Raw genomic sequence first — 16930 nt, 5'->3', positions numbered from 1 at the left:
AAGGGCAGGGACGGGAGCGCGCGGATGACTTTCAAGATTGGCGACGAGGCGGTGGATGTCGGCAAGGAAGTGCTGTCGCGCAGCCTGGATTTCGTGCCCATTCCCATCCTGATCTCGGAATCCGACGCCAAGCTGGACCAGCCCGGCCGGCGCGTGCATCGCTATCTGAACCGCGCTTTCCTGCAGCAGATAGGCTACACGCTGGAGCAGATGCCGGACATGGAGGCCTGGTTTCGTCTGGCTTATCCCGATCCGGCCTACCGCTTGGAGGTGGAGCAGAGCTGGCTGCAGGCGGTGAAGGACAGCCTGGCGCTGGGCCGCAACCTGGCGGAGATGACGGTGAGGGTGTGCTGCGCCGACGGCCGCCTGCGCTGGTTCATCGTCACCGCGCAACTGCATGCCGATCTGCTGCCCAACTGGCACATCGTCACTTTCCGCGACGTGGACGACCTCAAGTGCGCGATGGACGAGAACGTCAGGTTGTCGCGCACGGATTTTCTCACCGGTTTGATCAACCGCCGCGAGGCGGTGCGTCAGATGGAGGCCGCCTGGCTGCAATGGCTGCAGACGCGCCGGCCGTTCGCGGTCTTGTTGTGCGATATCGACCATTTCAAACTGGTGAACGACCATTTCGGCCATGACGGCGGCGACTATGTGCTGGTGGAAGCGGCGCGCTTGCTGAGCGAGGCGTTTCCGGACTTGCTCTGTTCGCGCTGGGGCGGGGAAGAGTTTTTGCTGCTGGCCCCGGACGCCGATCAGGCCAAGGCCGCCGCCTTGGCGGAACAGGCCCGGCAGCGGCTCGCCGCCGCCAATCTGCAATGGCAGCAGCATCCGGTGCCCTTGACCCTGAGCATAGGCCATGTCTGCGCGCAGCCGGGCCTGGAAGTGGAGGTCTTGCTGCAGCGCGCGGACGCCGCCTTGTACCAGGCCAAGGCGGCGGGGCGCAATTGCTGTCGGGCGGGGTGAGGCCGGCGGGCCGTCAACGGGCGGTCATCGCCTGTCTCAGGTAGTCGATGAACGCCCGCAGTTTCGCCGGCTGATGCAGGTGGTGCGGGTAATACAGGTAGAAGGCCTCCGCTGGCGGCATCCATTCTTCCAATACGGCGATCAGGCCACCGTCCGCCAGGTGGGGTTCGGCCATCGCCTGCGGCAGATAGGCGAGGCCGAGTCCGCCCAGCGCGACGTGCAGCGCCGCCGCGGTGTCGTTGGCGGTTAGCGGCCCTTGCACCGCGACTTCAAACGGCCGGCCGGCGTCGACGAATTGCCAGCGGTAGACCTGGCCGCTGCTGGCGAAGCGATAGCGCAGGCAATCATGTTGTCGCAACATGGCCGGATGCGCGGGTACGCCGCGCGTTCGCAAATAAGCCGGGCTGGCCGCCACGCAAAAGCGGAGCGGGGCGCTGACCGCCACCGCCTGCATATCCTGTTGCAGGCTCTCGCCGAAGCGCAGGCCGGCGTCCAGACCGCGCTCCACGATATCCACCAATTGATTGTTGACGTCCAGTTCCAGCTTTAGCTGCGGATGCGCGCGCATGAAGCCGGCCAGCAAGGGATACAGCAGCAGGGCGGCGGCGGTATGCGGCAAGGTCAACTTCAGGGTGCCGCTGAGCTGACCTTGCCATTGGCGAGTGTCTTCCAGCGCGCCGTCCAACTGTTCCAGCAGCGGCCTGATCCGCGCCAGCAGCGCCTGGCCGGCTTCGGTCAGCCCAACCTTGCGGGTGGTGCGGTTCAGCAGGCGCACGCCCAGTTGCGCCTCCAATTGACGCAGCGTCTGGCTCAGCGCCGAGGGGGTGACCTCTTGCTGGGCGGCGGCGCGGGTGAAGCTGCCGTGCTGGGCGATGAGGCGGAAGGCTTGCAAGGCGTGCAGGGAGTTTTGCGGCATTGTGAAGATTTTCTACGTAATGCATGCAGATTAAGCCGGTTTTTCCGATGGAGGCAAGAGAATATGCTTCAGGCATCTTAACCGACCACGAAGGATGGCAGGCATGAAACAACGTATCCTGGGCCGTAACGGCCCCTCCGTTTCCGCTTTGGGCTTGGGCTGCATGGGCATGAGCGCTTTCTACGGCGCGCATGACGACGCGGAATCGCTGCGCACGCTGAATCACGCGCTGGATCGCGGCGTCAATTTGCTGGATACCGCGGATATGTACGGGCCTTACCGCAACGAGGAATTGCTGGCACAGCTGCTGAAGTCGCGCCGTAGCGAGGTGGTGCTGGCCACCAAGTTCGGCATCGTGATGGACCCGGCCAATCCGGCCGCGCGCGGCGTCAACGGACGGCCGGAATACGTGCGCAGCAGTTGCGAAGGCAGCCTCAAGCGGCTGGGCGTCGACGTCATCGATCTTTACTATCTGCACCGCGTGGACCCGCAAGTGCCTATCGAAGAAACGGTGGGCGCGATGGCGGAGCTGGTGCGCGCCGGCAAGGTCCGTTACCTGGGCCTGTCCGAGGCCGCGCCCGACACCTTGCGCCGCGCGCACGCCGTCCATCCCATCCACGCGCTGCAAAGCGAATACTCGCTGTGGACGCGGGACCCGGAGCAGCAAACGCTGGCCTTGTGCCGGGAGCTGGGCGTCGGTTTCGTCGCCTACAGCCCGCTGGGGCGCGGTTTTTTGACCGGGGCGATCAGAAGCCCGGACGACTTCGACGCCGACGACTACCGGCGCGGCAATCCGCGCTTTCTCGGCGAGAATTTCCGCCGCAATCTGGCGCTGGTGGACCGGGTGAAGGCCTTGGCCGAAACCAAGGGCTGCACGCCGGCGCAATTGGCGCTGGCCTGGGTGCTGGCGCACGGCGATCACATCGTCGCCATTCCCGGCGCGCGCCGCATCCGCAATCTGGACGACAATCTGGGCGCGCTGACGCTGGAACTGAGTCCGGCGGAGCGGGCGGAAATCGACGCGGTCTTTCCGCCGGAGGCCGTCAGCGGCCTGCGCTACGCGTCCGAGGTGATGGCGACGGTGCAGCGCTGAGCGCGGTTTTAGCGGTCTCGCCGCCAGTCGCGACGATCGCGCTCATGGCCGCGGCCATGGTCGTGATCGTCGTCGCCATGCCAGCCGTGGCGTTCGTGTTCGCGCCTGTACTCATGGCCGCGTTGAACCTGCTGATAACGCGGCACGTAGACTTGGCGGTACCACTCGTCGCGAACGAAGTAGACCGGGCGGCCGCAGGCGCCGTAGCGGCCGCAGTAGCGACGCCAATCCTTCATGTGGCCGGGCGGCACCCGCAGATACATCGGCGTCACCGCCACCGGGGCGGGCTGGATGACCACCGGTTGTGGATAGATCAGCTGCGGCGGCGGGAAACCGCCCAGGCTGAGTTGTCCGTAGAAGCCGGGCTGGCCGATGGTGATGGAGACGCCGGCCTGGACCGGCATGGCGCAGAGCCATGCCGAGGCGCTCAGCGCGGCGAATGCGAATAGACGTTTCATGGCGAATGTCCTTTTAGTCGTACAAGCGAGTGTTGTACTGCCAATATCGTCCGGCACTATTGCGCATGCGCGAAGCTGAAGGATGGAATGATGTCTATTGTTGGCGGAAAGGAGGTTTAGCAAACAAAAGCAAAACTTCCCGGCCGCGATGGACGGCCTGGCAAGGCGCCCTGCGTTGCCGCGAGTCTTGCCTTCTATAGGAAACGCTTTCATGCAAAAACTTCTGCAAGTCCACTTTGATTTTTCCGGTCCTTTCGGCGACGAGATGGCAAGCCGCTTGCAAGAGCTGGCGGCGTCCATCAATCAGGAGCCCGGCTTCATCTGGAAAATATGGACGGAGAGCCCGGACCGGCAAGAGGCCGGCGGCATTTATCTGTTTGCCAGCGAAGAAACGGCGCAAGCTTATCTGCGCATGCACAGCGCAAGACTGAAAGCCTTGGGGGTGGCCGAGGTCAGCGGCAGGGTTTTCGACGTGAACCTGGTGCTCAGCGAGCTCAATCATGCGGGCTTTGCGCGCGGGCCGGAGCCGCTTGGGGCCGAGTAGCCGGCAGCCCTGGTCAGCGGGACTCCGCGCCGACGGCCTTGTCCGCGCGTGAAAAGCGCAATGCGGGGGAGGGGCGCGGGAAAAGAAAAAGCCGCTCGCCGGAAGGCGGGCGGCTTGGTCGCGCCGTAGGCTTGAAGCGCTTATTCCGGACGCATCTGCGGGAACAGAATGACGTCGCGGATGGACGGCGCGTCGGTCAGCAGCATCACCAGGCGGTCGATGCCGATGCCGCAGCCGCCGGTCGGCGGCAGGCCGTATTCCATCGCGCGGATGTAGTCGGCGTCGTAGTGCATCGCCTCGTCGTCGCCGGCGTCCTTCTGCGCCACCTGGGACAGGAAGCGCGCGGCCTGGTCTTCCGGATCGTTCAACTCGGAGTAGCCGTTGGCGTGCTCGCGGCCGACGATGAACAGCTCGAAGCGTTCGGTCAGGCCCGGCTTGCTGTCGGAACCGCGCGCCAGCGGGGACACTTCCACCGGGTAGTCGATGATGAAGGTCGGGTTCCACAGCAGGCTTTCGGCGCACTCTTCAAACAGCGCCAGTTGCAGGCTGCCCAGGCCCGGCGCCGGCGGCAGCTTGCCGCCCAGGCGCTTGATCTCGCCGGCCACCCAGGCCGCGTCGTCCAGTTGGGCATCTGTGTATTGCGGGTTGTAGTGCTTGATCGCGCCGACGATGGTGAAGCGGTCGAACGGTTTGCCCAGATCCACTTCCTTGCCCTGGTAGCTGACGGTGGTGGAGTCGCAGGATACCAGCGCGCATTCGCGGATGATGGCTTCGGTCATCTCCATCATGCGCTGGTAGTCGCTGTAAGCCTCGTAGAACTCGATCATGGTGAACTCGGGTTGTGGCGCGTGCTCATCCCCTCGTTGCGGAAGTTGCGGTTGATCTCGAACACGCGCTCCAGACCGCCCACCACCAGGCGCTTCAGATACAGCTCAGGCGCGATGCGCAGGTACAAGGGCATGTCCAGCGCATTGTGGTGGGTGACGAAAGGCTTGGCCGCGGCGCCGCCCGGGATCGGGTGCATCATCGGGGTTTCCACTTCCAGATAGCCTTCGCCCACCATCACGTCGCGCACCTTCTGGATGATCTTGGAGCGCTTGATGAAGGTCTGGCGGCTGTCCTCGTTCATGATCAGGTCGGCGTAGCGCTGACGGTACTTGGTTTCCTGATCGGTGATGCCGTGGAATTTCTCCGGCAGCGGACGGATGTTCTTGGACAGCAGGCGCACTTCGCTGGCCTGCACCGTCAGTTCGCCGGTCTTGGTCTTGAACAGCACGCCCTTGACGGCGACGATGTCGCCCAGATCCCAGTGCTTGAACTCGGCGTGCAGCTCTTCGCCCACGCCGTCATTGGAGATATAGGCCTGGATGCGGCCGCTGCCGTCTTGCAGCGTGGCGAAGCTGGCCTTGCCCATCACACGTTTCAACATCATGCGGCCGGCGACGGCAACCTCGATCTTTTCGGCTTCCAGCGCTTCCTTTTCCTTGCCGGCGTGAGCGTCCTGCAGGACTTGCGCGAAGTGGCTGCGCTTGAAGTCGTTGGGGAAGGCGATGCGCTGTTCGCGGATGCTCTTCAGCTTTTGGCGGCGCTCCGCCATGATCTGGTTTTCGTCCTGGCTGGGCGATGCTTGCTCGTGTTCAGACATGTTCACTCCGTAATTCAATGCAATGGCTGTTGGCCGCCGCGCGGGCGGCGGCCGGGTTAAGCGGGTTTAGGTTCAGACGCCCTGTTTCAGGCTGGCCTCGATGAAGCCGTCCAGGTCGCCGTCCATCACGCCCTTGATATTGCCCACTTCGTAGCTGGTGCGCAGATCCTTGATGCGGGACTGGTCGAAGACGTAGGAGCGGATCTGGTGGCCCCAGCCCACATCGGTCTTGGTGTCTTCCAGCGCTTGCTTGGCCTCGTTGCGCTTTTTCAGTTCCAGTTCGTACAGCTTGGCGCGCAGCATCTGCATCGCTTCGTCGCGGTTGCGGTGCTGGGAGCGGTCGTTCTGGCACTGCACCACGATCCCGGTGGGATTGTGGGTGATGCGCACGGCGGAGTCGGTCTTGTTGATGTGCTGACCGCCGGCGCCGGAGGCGCGGTAGGTGTCGACGCGCAGATCGGCCGGATTGATGTCGATCACGAAGCTGTCGTCCACTTCCGGATAGACGAAGACCGAGGAGAAGGAGGTGTGGCGGCGCGCGTTGGAGTCGAACGGCGACACGCGCACCAGGCGGTGCACGCCCACTTCAGAGCGTAGCAGGCCGTAGGCGTATTCGCCGCTGATCTTCAGCGTGGCGCTGGTGATGCCGGCCACTTCGCCTTCGGATTCTTCCAGCACTTCCACGCTGAAGCCCTTGCGTTCGGCGTAGCGGATATACATGCGCAGCAGCATGCCGGCCCAGTCCTGGGCCTCGGTGCCGCCGGCACCGGCCTGGATGTCCAGGAAGCAGTTGTTCGGGTCCATCGGATCGTGGAACATCCGGCGGAATTCCAGCTGCGCGAGCTTGGCTTCGGCGGTGTCCAGATCGGCCTGCACGGCCAGGATGGTGTCGTCGTCGTTTTCGGCGCGGCCCATCTCGAACAATTCGGCGCTGTCGCCGACCATGGCGCTGATCTCGTCGATCACCAGCACCACGTCTTCCAGCTGTTTGCGCTCGCGGCCCAGTTCCTGGGCGCGCTTGGGATCATTCCAGATGTCCGGGTCTTCGGTCAGGCGGGAAACTTCTTCCAGACGGTCTTTTTTACCGTCGTAGTCAAAGATACCCCCGGATGTCGGCGCCACGGGTGGCCAGGTCGTCTATCTTGGCCGCGATTTGGTTCAGTACTTCGACTTCAATCATGCTCAACTCCAAATGGCAGTCTGTTAAATATAGGCAGTCGGGAAATCGGGTCTTGATCAAAGACAAAAAAGCGCACCGTAAGGTGCGCTTTTGCTGAAAAGACTTGGGATGGATCAGCCAAACAGGTGAGCGATGGCGGCGCGCTCTTCTTCCAGTTCGGCCAGGGTGAAGTTCATCCGCTCGCGGCTGAACTCGTCGATTTCCAGACCTTGCACAATCTTGTATTCGCCATTTTCGCATACAACCGGGAAGCCGTACATCACGCCTTCCGGGATGCCGTAGGAGCCGTCGGACGGAATGCCCATGGTCACCCATTTGCCTTGGCTGCCCAGCACCCAGTCGTGGACGTGGTCGATGGCGGCGTTGGCGGCGGAGGCGGCGGAAGACAGGCCGCGCGCTTCGATGATGGCGGCGCCGCGCTTGCCCACGGTGGGCAGGAATACGTCGCGGTTCCAGGCTTCGTCGTTGATCATGGCCTTGACCGGCTGGCCATCAATGCTGGCGAAGCGGTAGTCGGCGTACATGGTCGGCGAGTGGTTGCCCCATACCGCCAGCTTCTCGATGGCGGCCACCGGCTTGCCGGTCTTGGCGGCGATCTGGGACAGCGCGCGGTTGTGGTCAAGACGCAACATGGCGGTGAAGTTTTTCGGATTCAGGTCCGGAGCGGACTTCATCGCGATCCAGGCGTTGGTGTTGGCCGGGTTGCCCACTACCAGCACTTTCACGTCGCGGGCGGCGTGGTCGTTCAGCGCCTTGCCTTGAACGGTGAAGATGGCGCCGTTGGCTTCCAGCAGATCCTTGCGCTCCATGCCCTTGCTGCGCGGGCGGGCACCCACCAGCAGCGCGACCTTGACGTCCTTGAAGGCCACGTTCGGGTCGTCGGTGGCAACCATGCCGGCCAACAGCGGGAAGGCGCAGTCTTCCAGTTCCATCATCACGCCTTTGAGGGCGGTTTGGGCTTGCGGCAGGTCCAGCAGTTGCAGGATGACCGGTTGATCCTTGCCGAGCATTTCGCCGCTGGCAATGCGGAACAGCAGGCTATAGCCGATTTGGCCGGCTGCGCCGGTGACGGCGACGCGAACGGGAGCTTTCATTGGCGGACTCTCCTTTGATGTATCCGATAATGACGATATGCAGATGTTGCTCTGCAGCATTGAATGCTTTTGTGCGGCTGAGTGTAACACGGAGTATAGCCAAAGTGGGGGTGTAATCCTCATCAGAAAAGCTGATGGGTCCGGTAAAGTCTTGTATCTTATATAAGACTTGTATTTACGCTTGATTTGTTTGGTGATACAACAGAGAACATGACAGATCGACCGCTGCGTAGACAGCCGCTGTACAGCCAGATCAAGCAGCAATTGCTGCGCCGGATCGGCGATGGCGAATGGCAGGAGAACGATGCCTTGCCCAGCGAATGGGACTTGGCGGACGAGCTGGGCGCAAGCCAGGGCACGGTGCGCAAGGCCTTGGGCGAACTGGTGGCCGACGGCCTGCTGTATCGCGCGCAGGGCAGGGGCACTTTCGTGGCGCCGGCGCCCAGCGAGTGGGGCGAAGGCCTGCTGCTGACGCCGGGCCTGTTCAACGAGCAGCCGGACGATCTGGCGCGGGAGTTCCTCGGCATTTCGCGGGGCAACGCCAGCGACGACATGGCCGCGGCATTGCAATTGCGGCGCGCTGCGCCTTTATTGAGAGTTCGGCAGCTGTGGCGTTGGCACGGCATCCCGGTCGCGGTGGACGAGGCTTTTTTGCCGGCCGACGAGTTCGAGGGGCTGGACGCGCGATGGCTGCGCGGCTCGTCCGGGGTGTATCAGGCGCTGCAGCAGCGTTTCGGCATCCGTTTGAAAGTATTGTGCGAGCAGTTTCGCGCGTTGATGTTGCCGCGCGAGGAAAGCGCGCTGCTCGGCGTCACCGGCATGGTGGCCGAGGCGCCGGCCTTGAGTCTGATCCGGATTTCCGGCTCGATGGAGGGCGTGCCGCTGGAGTGGCGGCAGCGTTACTGTCTGACGCACAACTGGGCTTACACCGCCCGCCGGGCTTGACGCGGCGGGCTTTTGACGTGACGTGGACGGCTGGGCCGGCGGCGAAAAACAGGCCGCGGCCAGCCAGTTTTGCTAGAATCCCCGGGTCATATTGCACCGCGATATTCCTGGTGCGGCATGAGCGGTAATGACGGGCATCCAGCCATAACAACAACGGAGCCCTTCAAGCGGGCGGTCTCGTAGCGGACCGTCTGTTGTGTAACCTCTTGGTTCTAAAAACATCCAAGGAAGCCATATGCAGAAGCAACGACCAAAGCACCTGGATCTGGCCAAGATCAGATTGCCGATTCCCGGCATCGTCTCGATCTTGCACCGGATCAGCGGTGTTGCGCTGTTCTTTTCTCTCCCACTGTTGATTTACCTGTTGCACGGTTCGCTGAGTTCGGCCGAATCGTTCGAAACCTACCGCGCCGTGGTGGGCAACCCGCTGATGAAGCTGGTGTTGCTCGGCCTGTTGTGGGCGTATATGCACCACTTCTGTGCCGGTATCCGTTTCCTCTTCCTCGATATTCATAAAGGTCTCGAACTGCAGACCGCCCGCGCCACCGCCAAGACCGTTGTGGCCGTCAGCCTGGCGCTGACCGTGGTTCTGGGAGTTGCTCTATGGTAAATCGCAATGTCGTCGGCGCCGGCTATGGCCTGCGCGATTGGATCATGCAGCGCGTCACCGCGGTGATCATGTTGATCTACACCGTGGCTTTGGCTTTGTTCCTGTTGACCATGCCGTCCGGCTACGAAGGCTGGAAGGCGTTCTTCGGCCAGTTCTGGGTGCAGTTGCTGACCCAGGTGAGCCTGATCGCTCTGTTCCTGCACGTATGGGTGGGCATCCGCGATCTGTGGATGGACTATGTGAAGCCGGTGGGCGTTCGCCTGGCGCTGCACGTGTTCACCATCGTCTGGCTGGTTTCCTGTTTTATCTATTCCGTTAAAGTGGTCTGGGGGCTGTAATGGGTATTCCTGTTCGTCATTTCGACGCCGTTATCGTTGGGGCAGGCGGAGCAGGCATGCGCGCGGCCTTGCAATTGTCCGAGGCCGGCCTGAAGACAGCGGTGCTGTCCAAGGTATTCCCGACCCGCTCCCACACCGTTGCCGCCCAGGGCGGCGTGTCCGCTTCTCTCGGCAACTCCGAGGAAGATCATTGGCACTGGCATATGTACGACACCGTCAAGGGGTCGGACTGGCTGGGCGATCAGGACGCCATCGAATTCATGTGCCGCGAAGCGCCCAAGGTGGTGGTGGAGCTGGAGCACTTCGGCATGCCGTTCGACCGCAACGCCGACGGTTCCATCTACCAGCGCCCGTTCGGCGGCCATATGTCGAATTTCGGCGAAAAGCCGGTGCGCCGCGCCTGCGCCGCAGCCGACCGCACCGGCCACGCCATGCTGCACGCGCTATACCAGCGCAATGTGCGCGCCAATACCCATTTCTTCGTTGAATGGATGGCGCTGGATCTGATCCGCGACGCCGACGGCAATGTCCAGGGCGTGATCGCCATGGAAATGGAAACCTCGGAAATCGTCGTGTTCCAGGCCAAGGCCACCTTGTTCGCCACCGGCGGCGCCGGCCGCATCTTCTCCTCGTCCACCAACGCCTTCATCAATACCGGCGACGGCCTGGGCATGGCTTCCCGCGCGGGCATCCCGCTGGAAGACATGGAGTTCTGGCAGTTCCACCCGACCGGTGTGGCCGGCGCCGGCGTGTTGATCACCGAAGGCGTGCGCGGCGAAGGCGGCATTCTGCGCAATGCGCAGGGCGAACGCTTCATGGAGCGCTACGCGCCCAACGCCAAGGACCTGGCGTCCCGCGACGTGGTGTCGCGCGCGATGGTGACCGAGATCAACGAAGGCCGCGGCTGCGGTCCGAACAAGGATCACGTGCTGCTGGACATCACTCACCTGGATCCGGAAGTGATCATGTCCAAGCTGCCGGGCATTCGCGAGATTTCGATCAAGTTCGCCGGCGTGGACCCGATCAAAGCCCCGATTCCGGTGGTGCCGACTTGCCATTACCAGATGGGCGGCATTCCCACCAACTACCACGGCGAAGTGGTGGTGCAGGGCGAAAAAGTGCAGGGCTTCTACGCGGCCGGCGAATGCGCCTGCGCGTCGGTGCACGGCGCCAACCGCCTGGGCACCAACTCGCTGTTGGACTTGCTGGTGTTCGGCAAGAGCTCGGCCAATTCGATGATCGAGTTCATCAAGCAGCATCCGGAAGACCTGCCGGAACTGGCGCTGGCCGATGTCGAGCGCTCCGTCGCCCGCGTCGAGCGCCTGAATCAGCAGACCGGCGGCGTGCAAGTCAACGACGCGCGCGAAGCCATGCAGCGCACCATGCAGGCGCACTGCGGCGTGTTCCGCTTCAAGGACATGCTGGCCGAAGGCGTGGAGAAGATTCTGGAAGTGGAGAAGATGGTGCAGCGCACCGAGATCTCCGACAAGTCCAATGTCTTCAACACCGCCCGCATCGAGGCGCTGGAGCTGGAGAACCTGATTGAAGTGGCCAAGGCCACCATGATCTCGGCCAACGCCCGCACCGAGAGCCGCGGCGCCCATGTGCGCGACGACGCCAAGGACACCGAGGAAACCCCGAACGGCCGCGACGACAAGAACTGGCTGAAGCACACGCTGTGGTATCGCGAAGCCAACCGTCTGGATTACAAGCCGGTCAATCTGAAGCCGCTGTCGGTCGATACGATCGCGCTGAAGACCCGCTCCTACTAAGGGTTCCATCAAGATGACTACCGAAACCGTCAAATTCCGCATCTACCGCTACAATCCGGAAACCGATGCCAAGCCGTATATGCAGGACATCAGCGTGGAGATGGACTCCACCGAGCACAAGCTCTTGGACGCGCTGGTCAAGCTGAAGGTGAAGGACGACACGCTGAGCTTCCGCCGCTCCTGTCGCGAAGGCGTGTGCGGTTCCGACGCGATGAACATCAACGGTAAGAACGGCCTGGCCTGCCTGACCGACTTCCGCGACCTGAAACAGCCGATCGAGCTGCGTCCGCTGCCGGGTCTGCCGGTGATCCGCGATCTGATCGTGGACATGACCCAGTTCTTCAAGCAGTACCACTCGATCAAGCCTTATGTGATCAACGACACGCCGCCGCCGGAACGCGAGCGCAAGCAGTCGCCGGAAGACCGCAAGGAACTGGACGGCCTGTACGAGTGCATTCTGTGCGCTTGCTGCTCGACGTCCTGCCCGTCCTTCTGGTGGAACCCGGACAAGTTCGTCGGTCCGGCCGGCCTGTTGGCCGCCTATCGCTTTATCGCGGACACCCGCGACGAAGCGACCAAGGAGCGCCTGGACAACCTGGAAGACCCGTACCGCCTGTTCCGTTGCCACACCATCATGAACTGCGTGGACGTGTGTCCTAAGGGCCTGAATCCGACCAAGGCGATTGGCAAGATCAAGGACCTGATGGTCAAGCGTGCAGTATGACCGCCTACGATCCGATTGAACTCAAGCGGATCCGTTGGCGGTCCCGGCGGGGGCTGCTGGAGCTGGATCTGGTGCTGGAGAAATTCTTCGCCGGCCCCTTCGACCAGCTCGCCCCCGCCGAGATTGAGGCTTATCGGCGGTTGCTGGATTTGCCCGATACCGATTTTCTGGACGTCGTCAGCGGCAAGGCCGATCTGGACGATCCGGAAGAGATGGGCATCGTGGCGATTCTCCGTTCGCTCTGACGGCTGTGCATCACCCCAATTACAACGACCATAAACCGACTGGGAGTATTGCTGTGGAAACTGATCGCAAAGTAACGCTCACATACAACGAGGGTAAGGAAACTCTGGATTTGCCGGTCCAGAGCGGCACTTTGGGGCCGGATGTCGTCGACATCCGCACCTTCTCCAAAACCGGCATGTTCACGTTCGACCCGGGCTTCCTGGCTACCGCCAGCTGCGAGTCCGGCATCACCTTCATCGACGGCGATCTGGGCCAGCTCTACTATCGCGGCTACCCGATCGAACAGCTCGCCGAGAAGAGCGATTACCTGGAAGTCTGCTATCTGCTGCTGAATGGCGAGCTGCCGACCGCGGCGCAGCGCAAGGACTTCGAGCGCGGCATCATGCGCCACAATATGCTGCACGATCAGCTGATGAGCCTGTTCAAGGGCTTCCGTCGCGACGCGCACCCGATGGCGGTGATGGTGGGCGTGGTGGGCGCGCTGTCCGCCTTCTACCATGACTCGCTGGACATCTCCAATCCTGAGCATCGCCGCATTTCCGCGCATCGCCTGGTGGCCAAGCTGCCGACCATCGCCGCGCAAGCTTACCGCTACAACAAGGGCCTGCCGTTCTCCTACCCGAAAAACGGCCTGACCTACGCGGAAAACTTCCTGCACATGATGTTCTCCACCCCGTGCGAAGAGTACAAGGTGAACCCGGTGCTGGCGCGCGCGCTGGACCGCATCTTCACCCTGCACGCCGATCACGAGCAGAACGCCTCCACCTCCACCGTGCGTCTGGCCGGCTCCTCCGGCGCCAACCCCTTCGCGTGTATCGCCGCCGGCATCGCCTGCCTGTGGGGCCCGTCCCATGGCGGCGCCAACGAAGCCGTGCTGAAGATGCTGGACGAAATCGGCAGCGTGGAAAACGTGGCCGACTTCATGCAAGGCGTGAAGGACAAGCGCTACAAGCTGATGGGCTTTGGTCACCGCGTGTACAAGAACATGGACCCGCGCGCTTCCATCATGAAGCAGACCTGCGACGAAGTGTTGAACGAACTGGGCCTGCACAACGATCCCAAGTTCAAGCTGGCGATGGAACTGGAAAAGATCGCGCTGTCCGATCCCTACTTCATCGAGCGCAAACTGTACCCGAACGTGGACTTCTACTCCGGCATCGTCTTGTCGGCCATCGGCATCCCGGTGTCGATGTTCACCCCGATCTTCGCGCTGGCCCGCACCGTGGGCTGGATCGCCCACTGGAGCGAAATGATCTCCGACCCGGCGATGAAGATCGGCCGTCCGCGTCAGTTGTACACCGGCGCCCCCCGCCGCGATTTCATTCCGGTGGAGAAGCGCAAGTAAGCAGGAACGAGGGTTGGCTGGAGCAGGGCTTCAGCCAGCCTTTTTTTCCGGCCCGACGGCGGGCCGGGGCAGGGTCAGAATGTTATGGGAAGCACAACAAAAAGTTTTTCCGATAGCGTTTTCCCCATGCAGCAACAGGGAGTTCGCGCCAGGGCGTAGCTGGCCGGATTCCGAACAGAAACGACAAAGGGTAGCCCCATGATGCAATCCATGTACAGCCATTCTTACCTGTTCGGTGGGAATGCACCGTTCATCGAGGAGCTGTACGAACAGTACCTCGCTGACGCCAACTCCGTTCCGAACGAGTGGCGCGACTATTTCGACAAGCTGGCGCAAGCGCCGGGCGCTGCCGAACGCGATGTGCCGCACATGCCGATCCAGGAATCCTTCATTCAGCTGGCCAAGAAGCCGGCCGCCGGCCAGCGCGCCAGCAGCGGGGCGGAATGGGACACCATGCAAAAGCAGGTGGGGGTGCTGAAACTGATTTCCGCCTACCGCGTGCTGGGCAGCCGCCAGGCCAATCTGGACCCGCTCAAGCGCATGGACCAGGAGCTGGTGCGCGAACTGGACCCGGCTACCCACGGTTTGACCGGCGCCGACATGGCGGTGCAATTCAACGCCGGCTCGCTGGTGGGCCCGCAGAAGATGCCGCTGTCCGACATCCTGGCGCGCCTGAAGCAGACCTACTGCGGCAATATCGGCGTCGAGTACATGCACATCACCAAGTCGGATGAAAAGCATTGGGTGCAAAAGCGCTTCGAGGGCGATCTGTCCACGCCGCATTACGACGCGGCCAAGAAGCAGCGCATCCTGAAGCAGATCACCGCGTCCGAGACGCTGGAACGCTATCTGCACACCAAATACGTCGGCCAGAAGCGCTTCTCGCTGGAAGGCGGCGAGTCCGCCATCGCCGCGCTGGATCACCTGATCCAGAACGCCACCGGCCAGGGCGTGCAGGAACTGATCATCGGCATGGCCCACCGCGGCCGTCTGAACGTGCTGGTCAACACCCTGGGCAAGCTGCCGCGCGACCTGTTCGCCGAATTCGAAGGCAAGGCCGCCCAGCAAATGGCCTCCGGCGACGTGAAGTACCACATGGGCTTCTCCTCCGACATCCCGACCGCCGACGGCCCGATGCACGTGTCGCTGGCCTTCAACCCCTCGCACCTGGAAATCGTCAACCCGGTAGTGGAGGGCTCGGTGCGCGCGCGCCAGGAACGCCGCAAGGACACGGAACGCAAGACCGCGGTGCCGGTATTGATCCACGGCGACTCCGCCTTTGGCGGCCTGGGCGTCAACCAGGGCACCTTCAACCTGTCGCAGACCCGCGGCTACGGCACCGGCGGCACGATACACATCGTGATCAACAACCAGGTGGGCTTCACCACTTCGGACACCCGCGACATCCGCTCGACGATGTATTGCACCGACGTGGCCAAAATGATCGAAGCGCCGATCTTCCACGTCAACGGCGATGATCCGGAAGCCGTCTGCTATGTGATGCAGGCCGCGCTGGACTACCGGATGACCTTCAAGAAGGACGTGGTCATCGATCTGGTGTGCTACCGCAAACTGGGCCACAACGAGGGCGACGACCCGTTCCTGACCCAGCCGATGATGTATAAGAAGATCGCCAAGCACCAAGGCGTGCGCGCGATGTACGCCGAGCGTCTGGTGCAGGAAGGCGTGCTGAAGGCGGAAGAGGCCGACGCTCAGATCCAGGCCTACCGCGACGCGCTGGACAAGGGCGAGCACGTAGAGCAGACCGCGCTGACCAATTACAAGCGCGAACACGCGCTGGACTTCAGCCAGTACCTGGGCACCCACTGGGCGCATCCGACCGACACCTCCTTGCCGCAGGCCGACATCCAGCGCCTGACCGAGAAGTTCACCTCGCTGCCGGACGGCTTCAAGCTGCATCCGACGGTGCAGAAGGTGCTGGCCGCGCGCAAGGCGATGGCCGCCGGCGAGCAGAACGCGGACTGGGGCATGGCCGAGACCCTGGCTTACGCCAGCCTGGTGACCAACGGCTTCGGCGTGCGCCTGTCCGGCGAAGACTCCGGCCGCGGCACCTTCTCCCACCGTCATTCGGTCTTGCACGACCAAAACCGCGAGAGCTGGGACCAGGGCAGCTATGTGCCGCTGCGCAATATGTCCGACAACCAGGCCGATTTCCTGGTGATCGACTCCATCCTGAACGAAGAAGCGGTGCTGGCCTATGAATACGGCTATGCCTGTTCCGCTCCGGATCAGCTGGTGATCTGGGAAGCCCAGTTCGGCGACTTCGCCAACGGCGCCCAGGTGGCCATCGACCAGTTCATTTCCTCCGGCGAGACCAAGTGGGGCCGTCTGTGCGGCCTGACCACCATCCTGCCGCACGGCTACGACGGCCAGGGCCCGGAACACTCGTCCGCGCGCCTGGAGCGTTGGCTGCAACTGTGCGCCGAGCACAATATGCAGGTGGTGATGCCGTCCGAAGCCTCGCAGATGTTCCACATGCTGCGTCGCCAGGTGCTGCGCCCGTATCGCAAGCCGCTGGTCATCTTCCTGTCCAAGCGCCTGCTGCGCTTCAAGGATTCGATGAGCCCGATCGAAGCGTTCACCAGCGGCGGTTTCCGCCCGGTGATCGGCGACGCGGTGGTGCAGGACGCCAAGAAGGTCAAGCGCGTGCTGCTGTGCGCCGGCCAGGTGTATTACGACCTCGCCGCCGCCCGCAAGGAGCGCGGCCTGGACGACGATATCGCCATCGTCCGCATCGAGCAGCTGTATCCGTTCCCGACCGAGCAGGTGGCCGCCGAACTGGCGCGCTTCCCGCAGGCGCGCGAAGTGATGTGGGTGCAGGAAGAGCCGCGCAACCAGGGCGCCTGGTATCAGATCCGCCACCGCCTGGAAGGCCTGCTGGGCGCCAAGCAGTCGCTGTCCTTCGCCGGCCGTCCGTCGTCCGCTTCCCCGGCCGTAGGCTATATGAGCAAACACGTCGCCCAACTCAAGGCTTTCGTTGAAGAAGCCATGTCGGTCGCCAAATAACCACTGAATGAGTTCGAGGCAGCCGGA

Annotated in this window: 15 protein-coding genes and 1 pseudogene; 11 read left to right on the top strand and 5 right to left on the bottom strand. The window is 62.8% G+C overall.

The features are described from left to right. Positions 1-24 precede the first annotated feature (24 nt). Entirely contained in the window at positions 25-966 is a 942-nt protein-coding gene (locus HQN78_RS13920) for a sensor domain-containing diguanylate cyclase (protein ID WP_227106930.1), read from the top strand. A 13-nt stretch (positions 967-979) separates the two neighbouring features. Here the strand turns inward: HQN78_RS13920 and HQN78_RS13915 are convergent, their stop codons facing one another. Then, on the bottom strand, positions 980-1882 hold the full coding sequence (locus tag HQN78_RS13915; RefSeq protein WP_235084356.1) for a LysR family transcriptional regulator: 903 nt from the start codon (positions 1880-1882) through the stop codon (positions 980-982). Between the two features lie 103 nt (positions 1883-1985). Between HQN78_RS13915 and HQN78_RS13910 the strand changes: the two genes are divergently transcribed. After that, the gene (locus HQN78_RS13910; RefSeq protein ID WP_235084354.1) at positions 1986-2975 is read left to right on the top strand and encodes an aldo/keto reductase; all 990 of its coding nucleotides are present in this window, start codon (positions 1986-1988) and stop codon (positions 2973-2975) included. Between the two features lie 8 nt (positions 2976-2983). Here the strand turns inward: HQN78_RS13910 and HQN78_RS13905 are convergent, their stop codons facing one another. After that, positions 2984-3433 (bottom strand): hypothetical protein, encoded by a 450-nt coding sequence (locus tag HQN78_RS13905; protein WP_235084353.1) that lies wholly within the window; start codon positions 3431-3433, stop codon positions 2984-2986. A gap of 211 nt (positions 3434-3644) precedes the next feature. Here HQN78_RS13905 and HQN78_RS13900 point away from each other — a divergent pair, with 211 nt between their 5' ends. Beyond that, the gene (locus HQN78_RS13900; protein ID WP_235084352.1) at positions 3645-3977 is read left to right on the top strand and encodes a monooxygenase; all 333 of its coding nucleotides are present in this window, start codon (positions 3645-3647) and stop codon (positions 3975-3977) included. Positions 3978-4117: 140 nt separating this feature from the next. Here HQN78_RS13900 and lysS read toward each other — a convergent pair. The 3 genes and pseudogenes from lysS to HQN78_RS13885 all read right to left on the bottom strand — a co-directional run bounded on the left by lysS (position 4118) and on the right by HQN78_RS13885 (position 7896). After that, positions 4118-5622, bottom strand: a pseudogene (gene lysS / locus HQN78_RS13895) (lysine--tRNA ligase). A 72-nt stretch (positions 5623-5694) separates the two neighbouring features. Further along, a protein-coding gene (gene prfB, locus HQN78_RS13890; RefSeq protein WP_146176780.1) for a peptide chain release factor 2 occupies positions 5695-6799 on the bottom strand; the annotation gives its coding sequence in 2 pieces (ribosomal slippage) (positions 5695-6717 and positions 6719-6799; 1104 coding nt in all). A 116-nt stretch (positions 6800-6915) separates the two neighbouring features. Beyond that, positions 6916-7896 (bottom strand): malate dehydrogenase, encoded by a 981-nt coding sequence (locus tag HQN78_RS13885; protein WP_048411376.1) that lies wholly within the window; start codon positions 7894-7896, stop codon positions 6916-6918. Between the two features lie 210 nt (positions 7897-8106). Between HQN78_RS13885 and HQN78_RS13880 the strand changes: the two genes are divergently transcribed. The 8 genes from HQN78_RS13880 (at position 8107) to HQN78_RS13845 (ending at position 16903) form a co-directional block, all read left to right on the top strand. Then, positions 8107-8841: a GntR family transcriptional regulator gene (locus HQN78_RS13880; RefSeq protein ID WP_048415654.1), complete on the top strand. Its 735-nt coding sequence runs from the start codon at positions 8107-8109 to the stop codon at positions 8839-8841. A 235-nt stretch (positions 8842-9076) separates the two neighbouring features. Further along, positions 9077-9451 carry a succinate dehydrogenase, cytochrome b556 subunit gene (gene sdhC, locus HQN78_RS13875; RefSeq protein WP_019103264.1) on the top strand — a complete coding sequence of 125 codons (375 nt, stop codon included), beginning with the start codon at positions 9077-9079 and terminating at the stop codon, positions 9449-9451. Continuing rightward, on the top strand, positions 9445-9789 hold the full coding sequence (gene sdhD / locus HQN78_RS13870) for a succinate dehydrogenase, hydrophobic membrane anchor protein (protein WP_043592734.1): 345 nt from the start codon (positions 9445-9447) through the stop codon (positions 9787-9789). The genes sdhC and sdhD overlap by 7 nt, the downstream gene beginning before the upstream one ends. Next, positions 9789-11561: a succinate dehydrogenase flavoprotein subunit gene (sdhA, locus tag HQN78_RS13865; RefSeq protein WP_107798167.1), complete on the top strand. Its 1773-nt coding sequence runs from the start codon at positions 9789-9791 to the stop codon at positions 11559-11561. Before sdhD ends, sdhA begins: the two co-directional genes overlap by 1 nt. A gap of 13 nt (positions 11562-11574) precedes the next feature. Beyond that, a complete protein-coding gene (locus HQN78_RS13860) occupies positions 11575-12285 on the top strand; it encodes a succinate dehydrogenase iron-sulfur subunit (protein WP_107798168.1) in 711 nt (236 codons plus the stop codon). Continuing rightward, on the top strand, positions 12282-12530 hold the full coding sequence (locus HQN78_RS13855) for a succinate dehydrogenase assembly factor 2 (RefSeq protein WP_107798169.1): 249 nt from the start codon (positions 12282-12284) through the stop codon (positions 12528-12530). The genes HQN78_RS13860 and HQN78_RS13855 overlap by 4 nt, the downstream gene beginning before the upstream one ends. Positions 12531-12583: 53 nt before the next feature. Continuing rightward, positions 12584-13876, top strand: a complete 1293-nt coding sequence (gene gltA / locus HQN78_RS13850) for a citrate synthase (RefSeq protein ID WP_107798170.1) — start codon at positions 12584-12586, stop codon at positions 13874-13876. Between the two features lie 198 nt (positions 13877-14074). Further along, a complete protein-coding gene (locus HQN78_RS13845) occupies positions 14075-16903 on the top strand; it encodes a 2-oxoglutarate dehydrogenase E1 component (protein WP_235084351.1) in 2829 nt (942 codons plus the stop codon). Positions 16904-16930: the final 27 nt, after the last annotated feature.

It is taken from the genome of Chromobacterium sp. Beijing, assembly GCF_021496765.1.
Lineage (GTDB): Bacteria > Pseudomonadota > Gammaproteobacteria > Burkholderiales > Chromobacteriaceae > Chromobacterium.
Note: the sequence above shows the minus strand (reverse complement) of the source record. Positions and strands in the feature narration are given on the sequence as shown.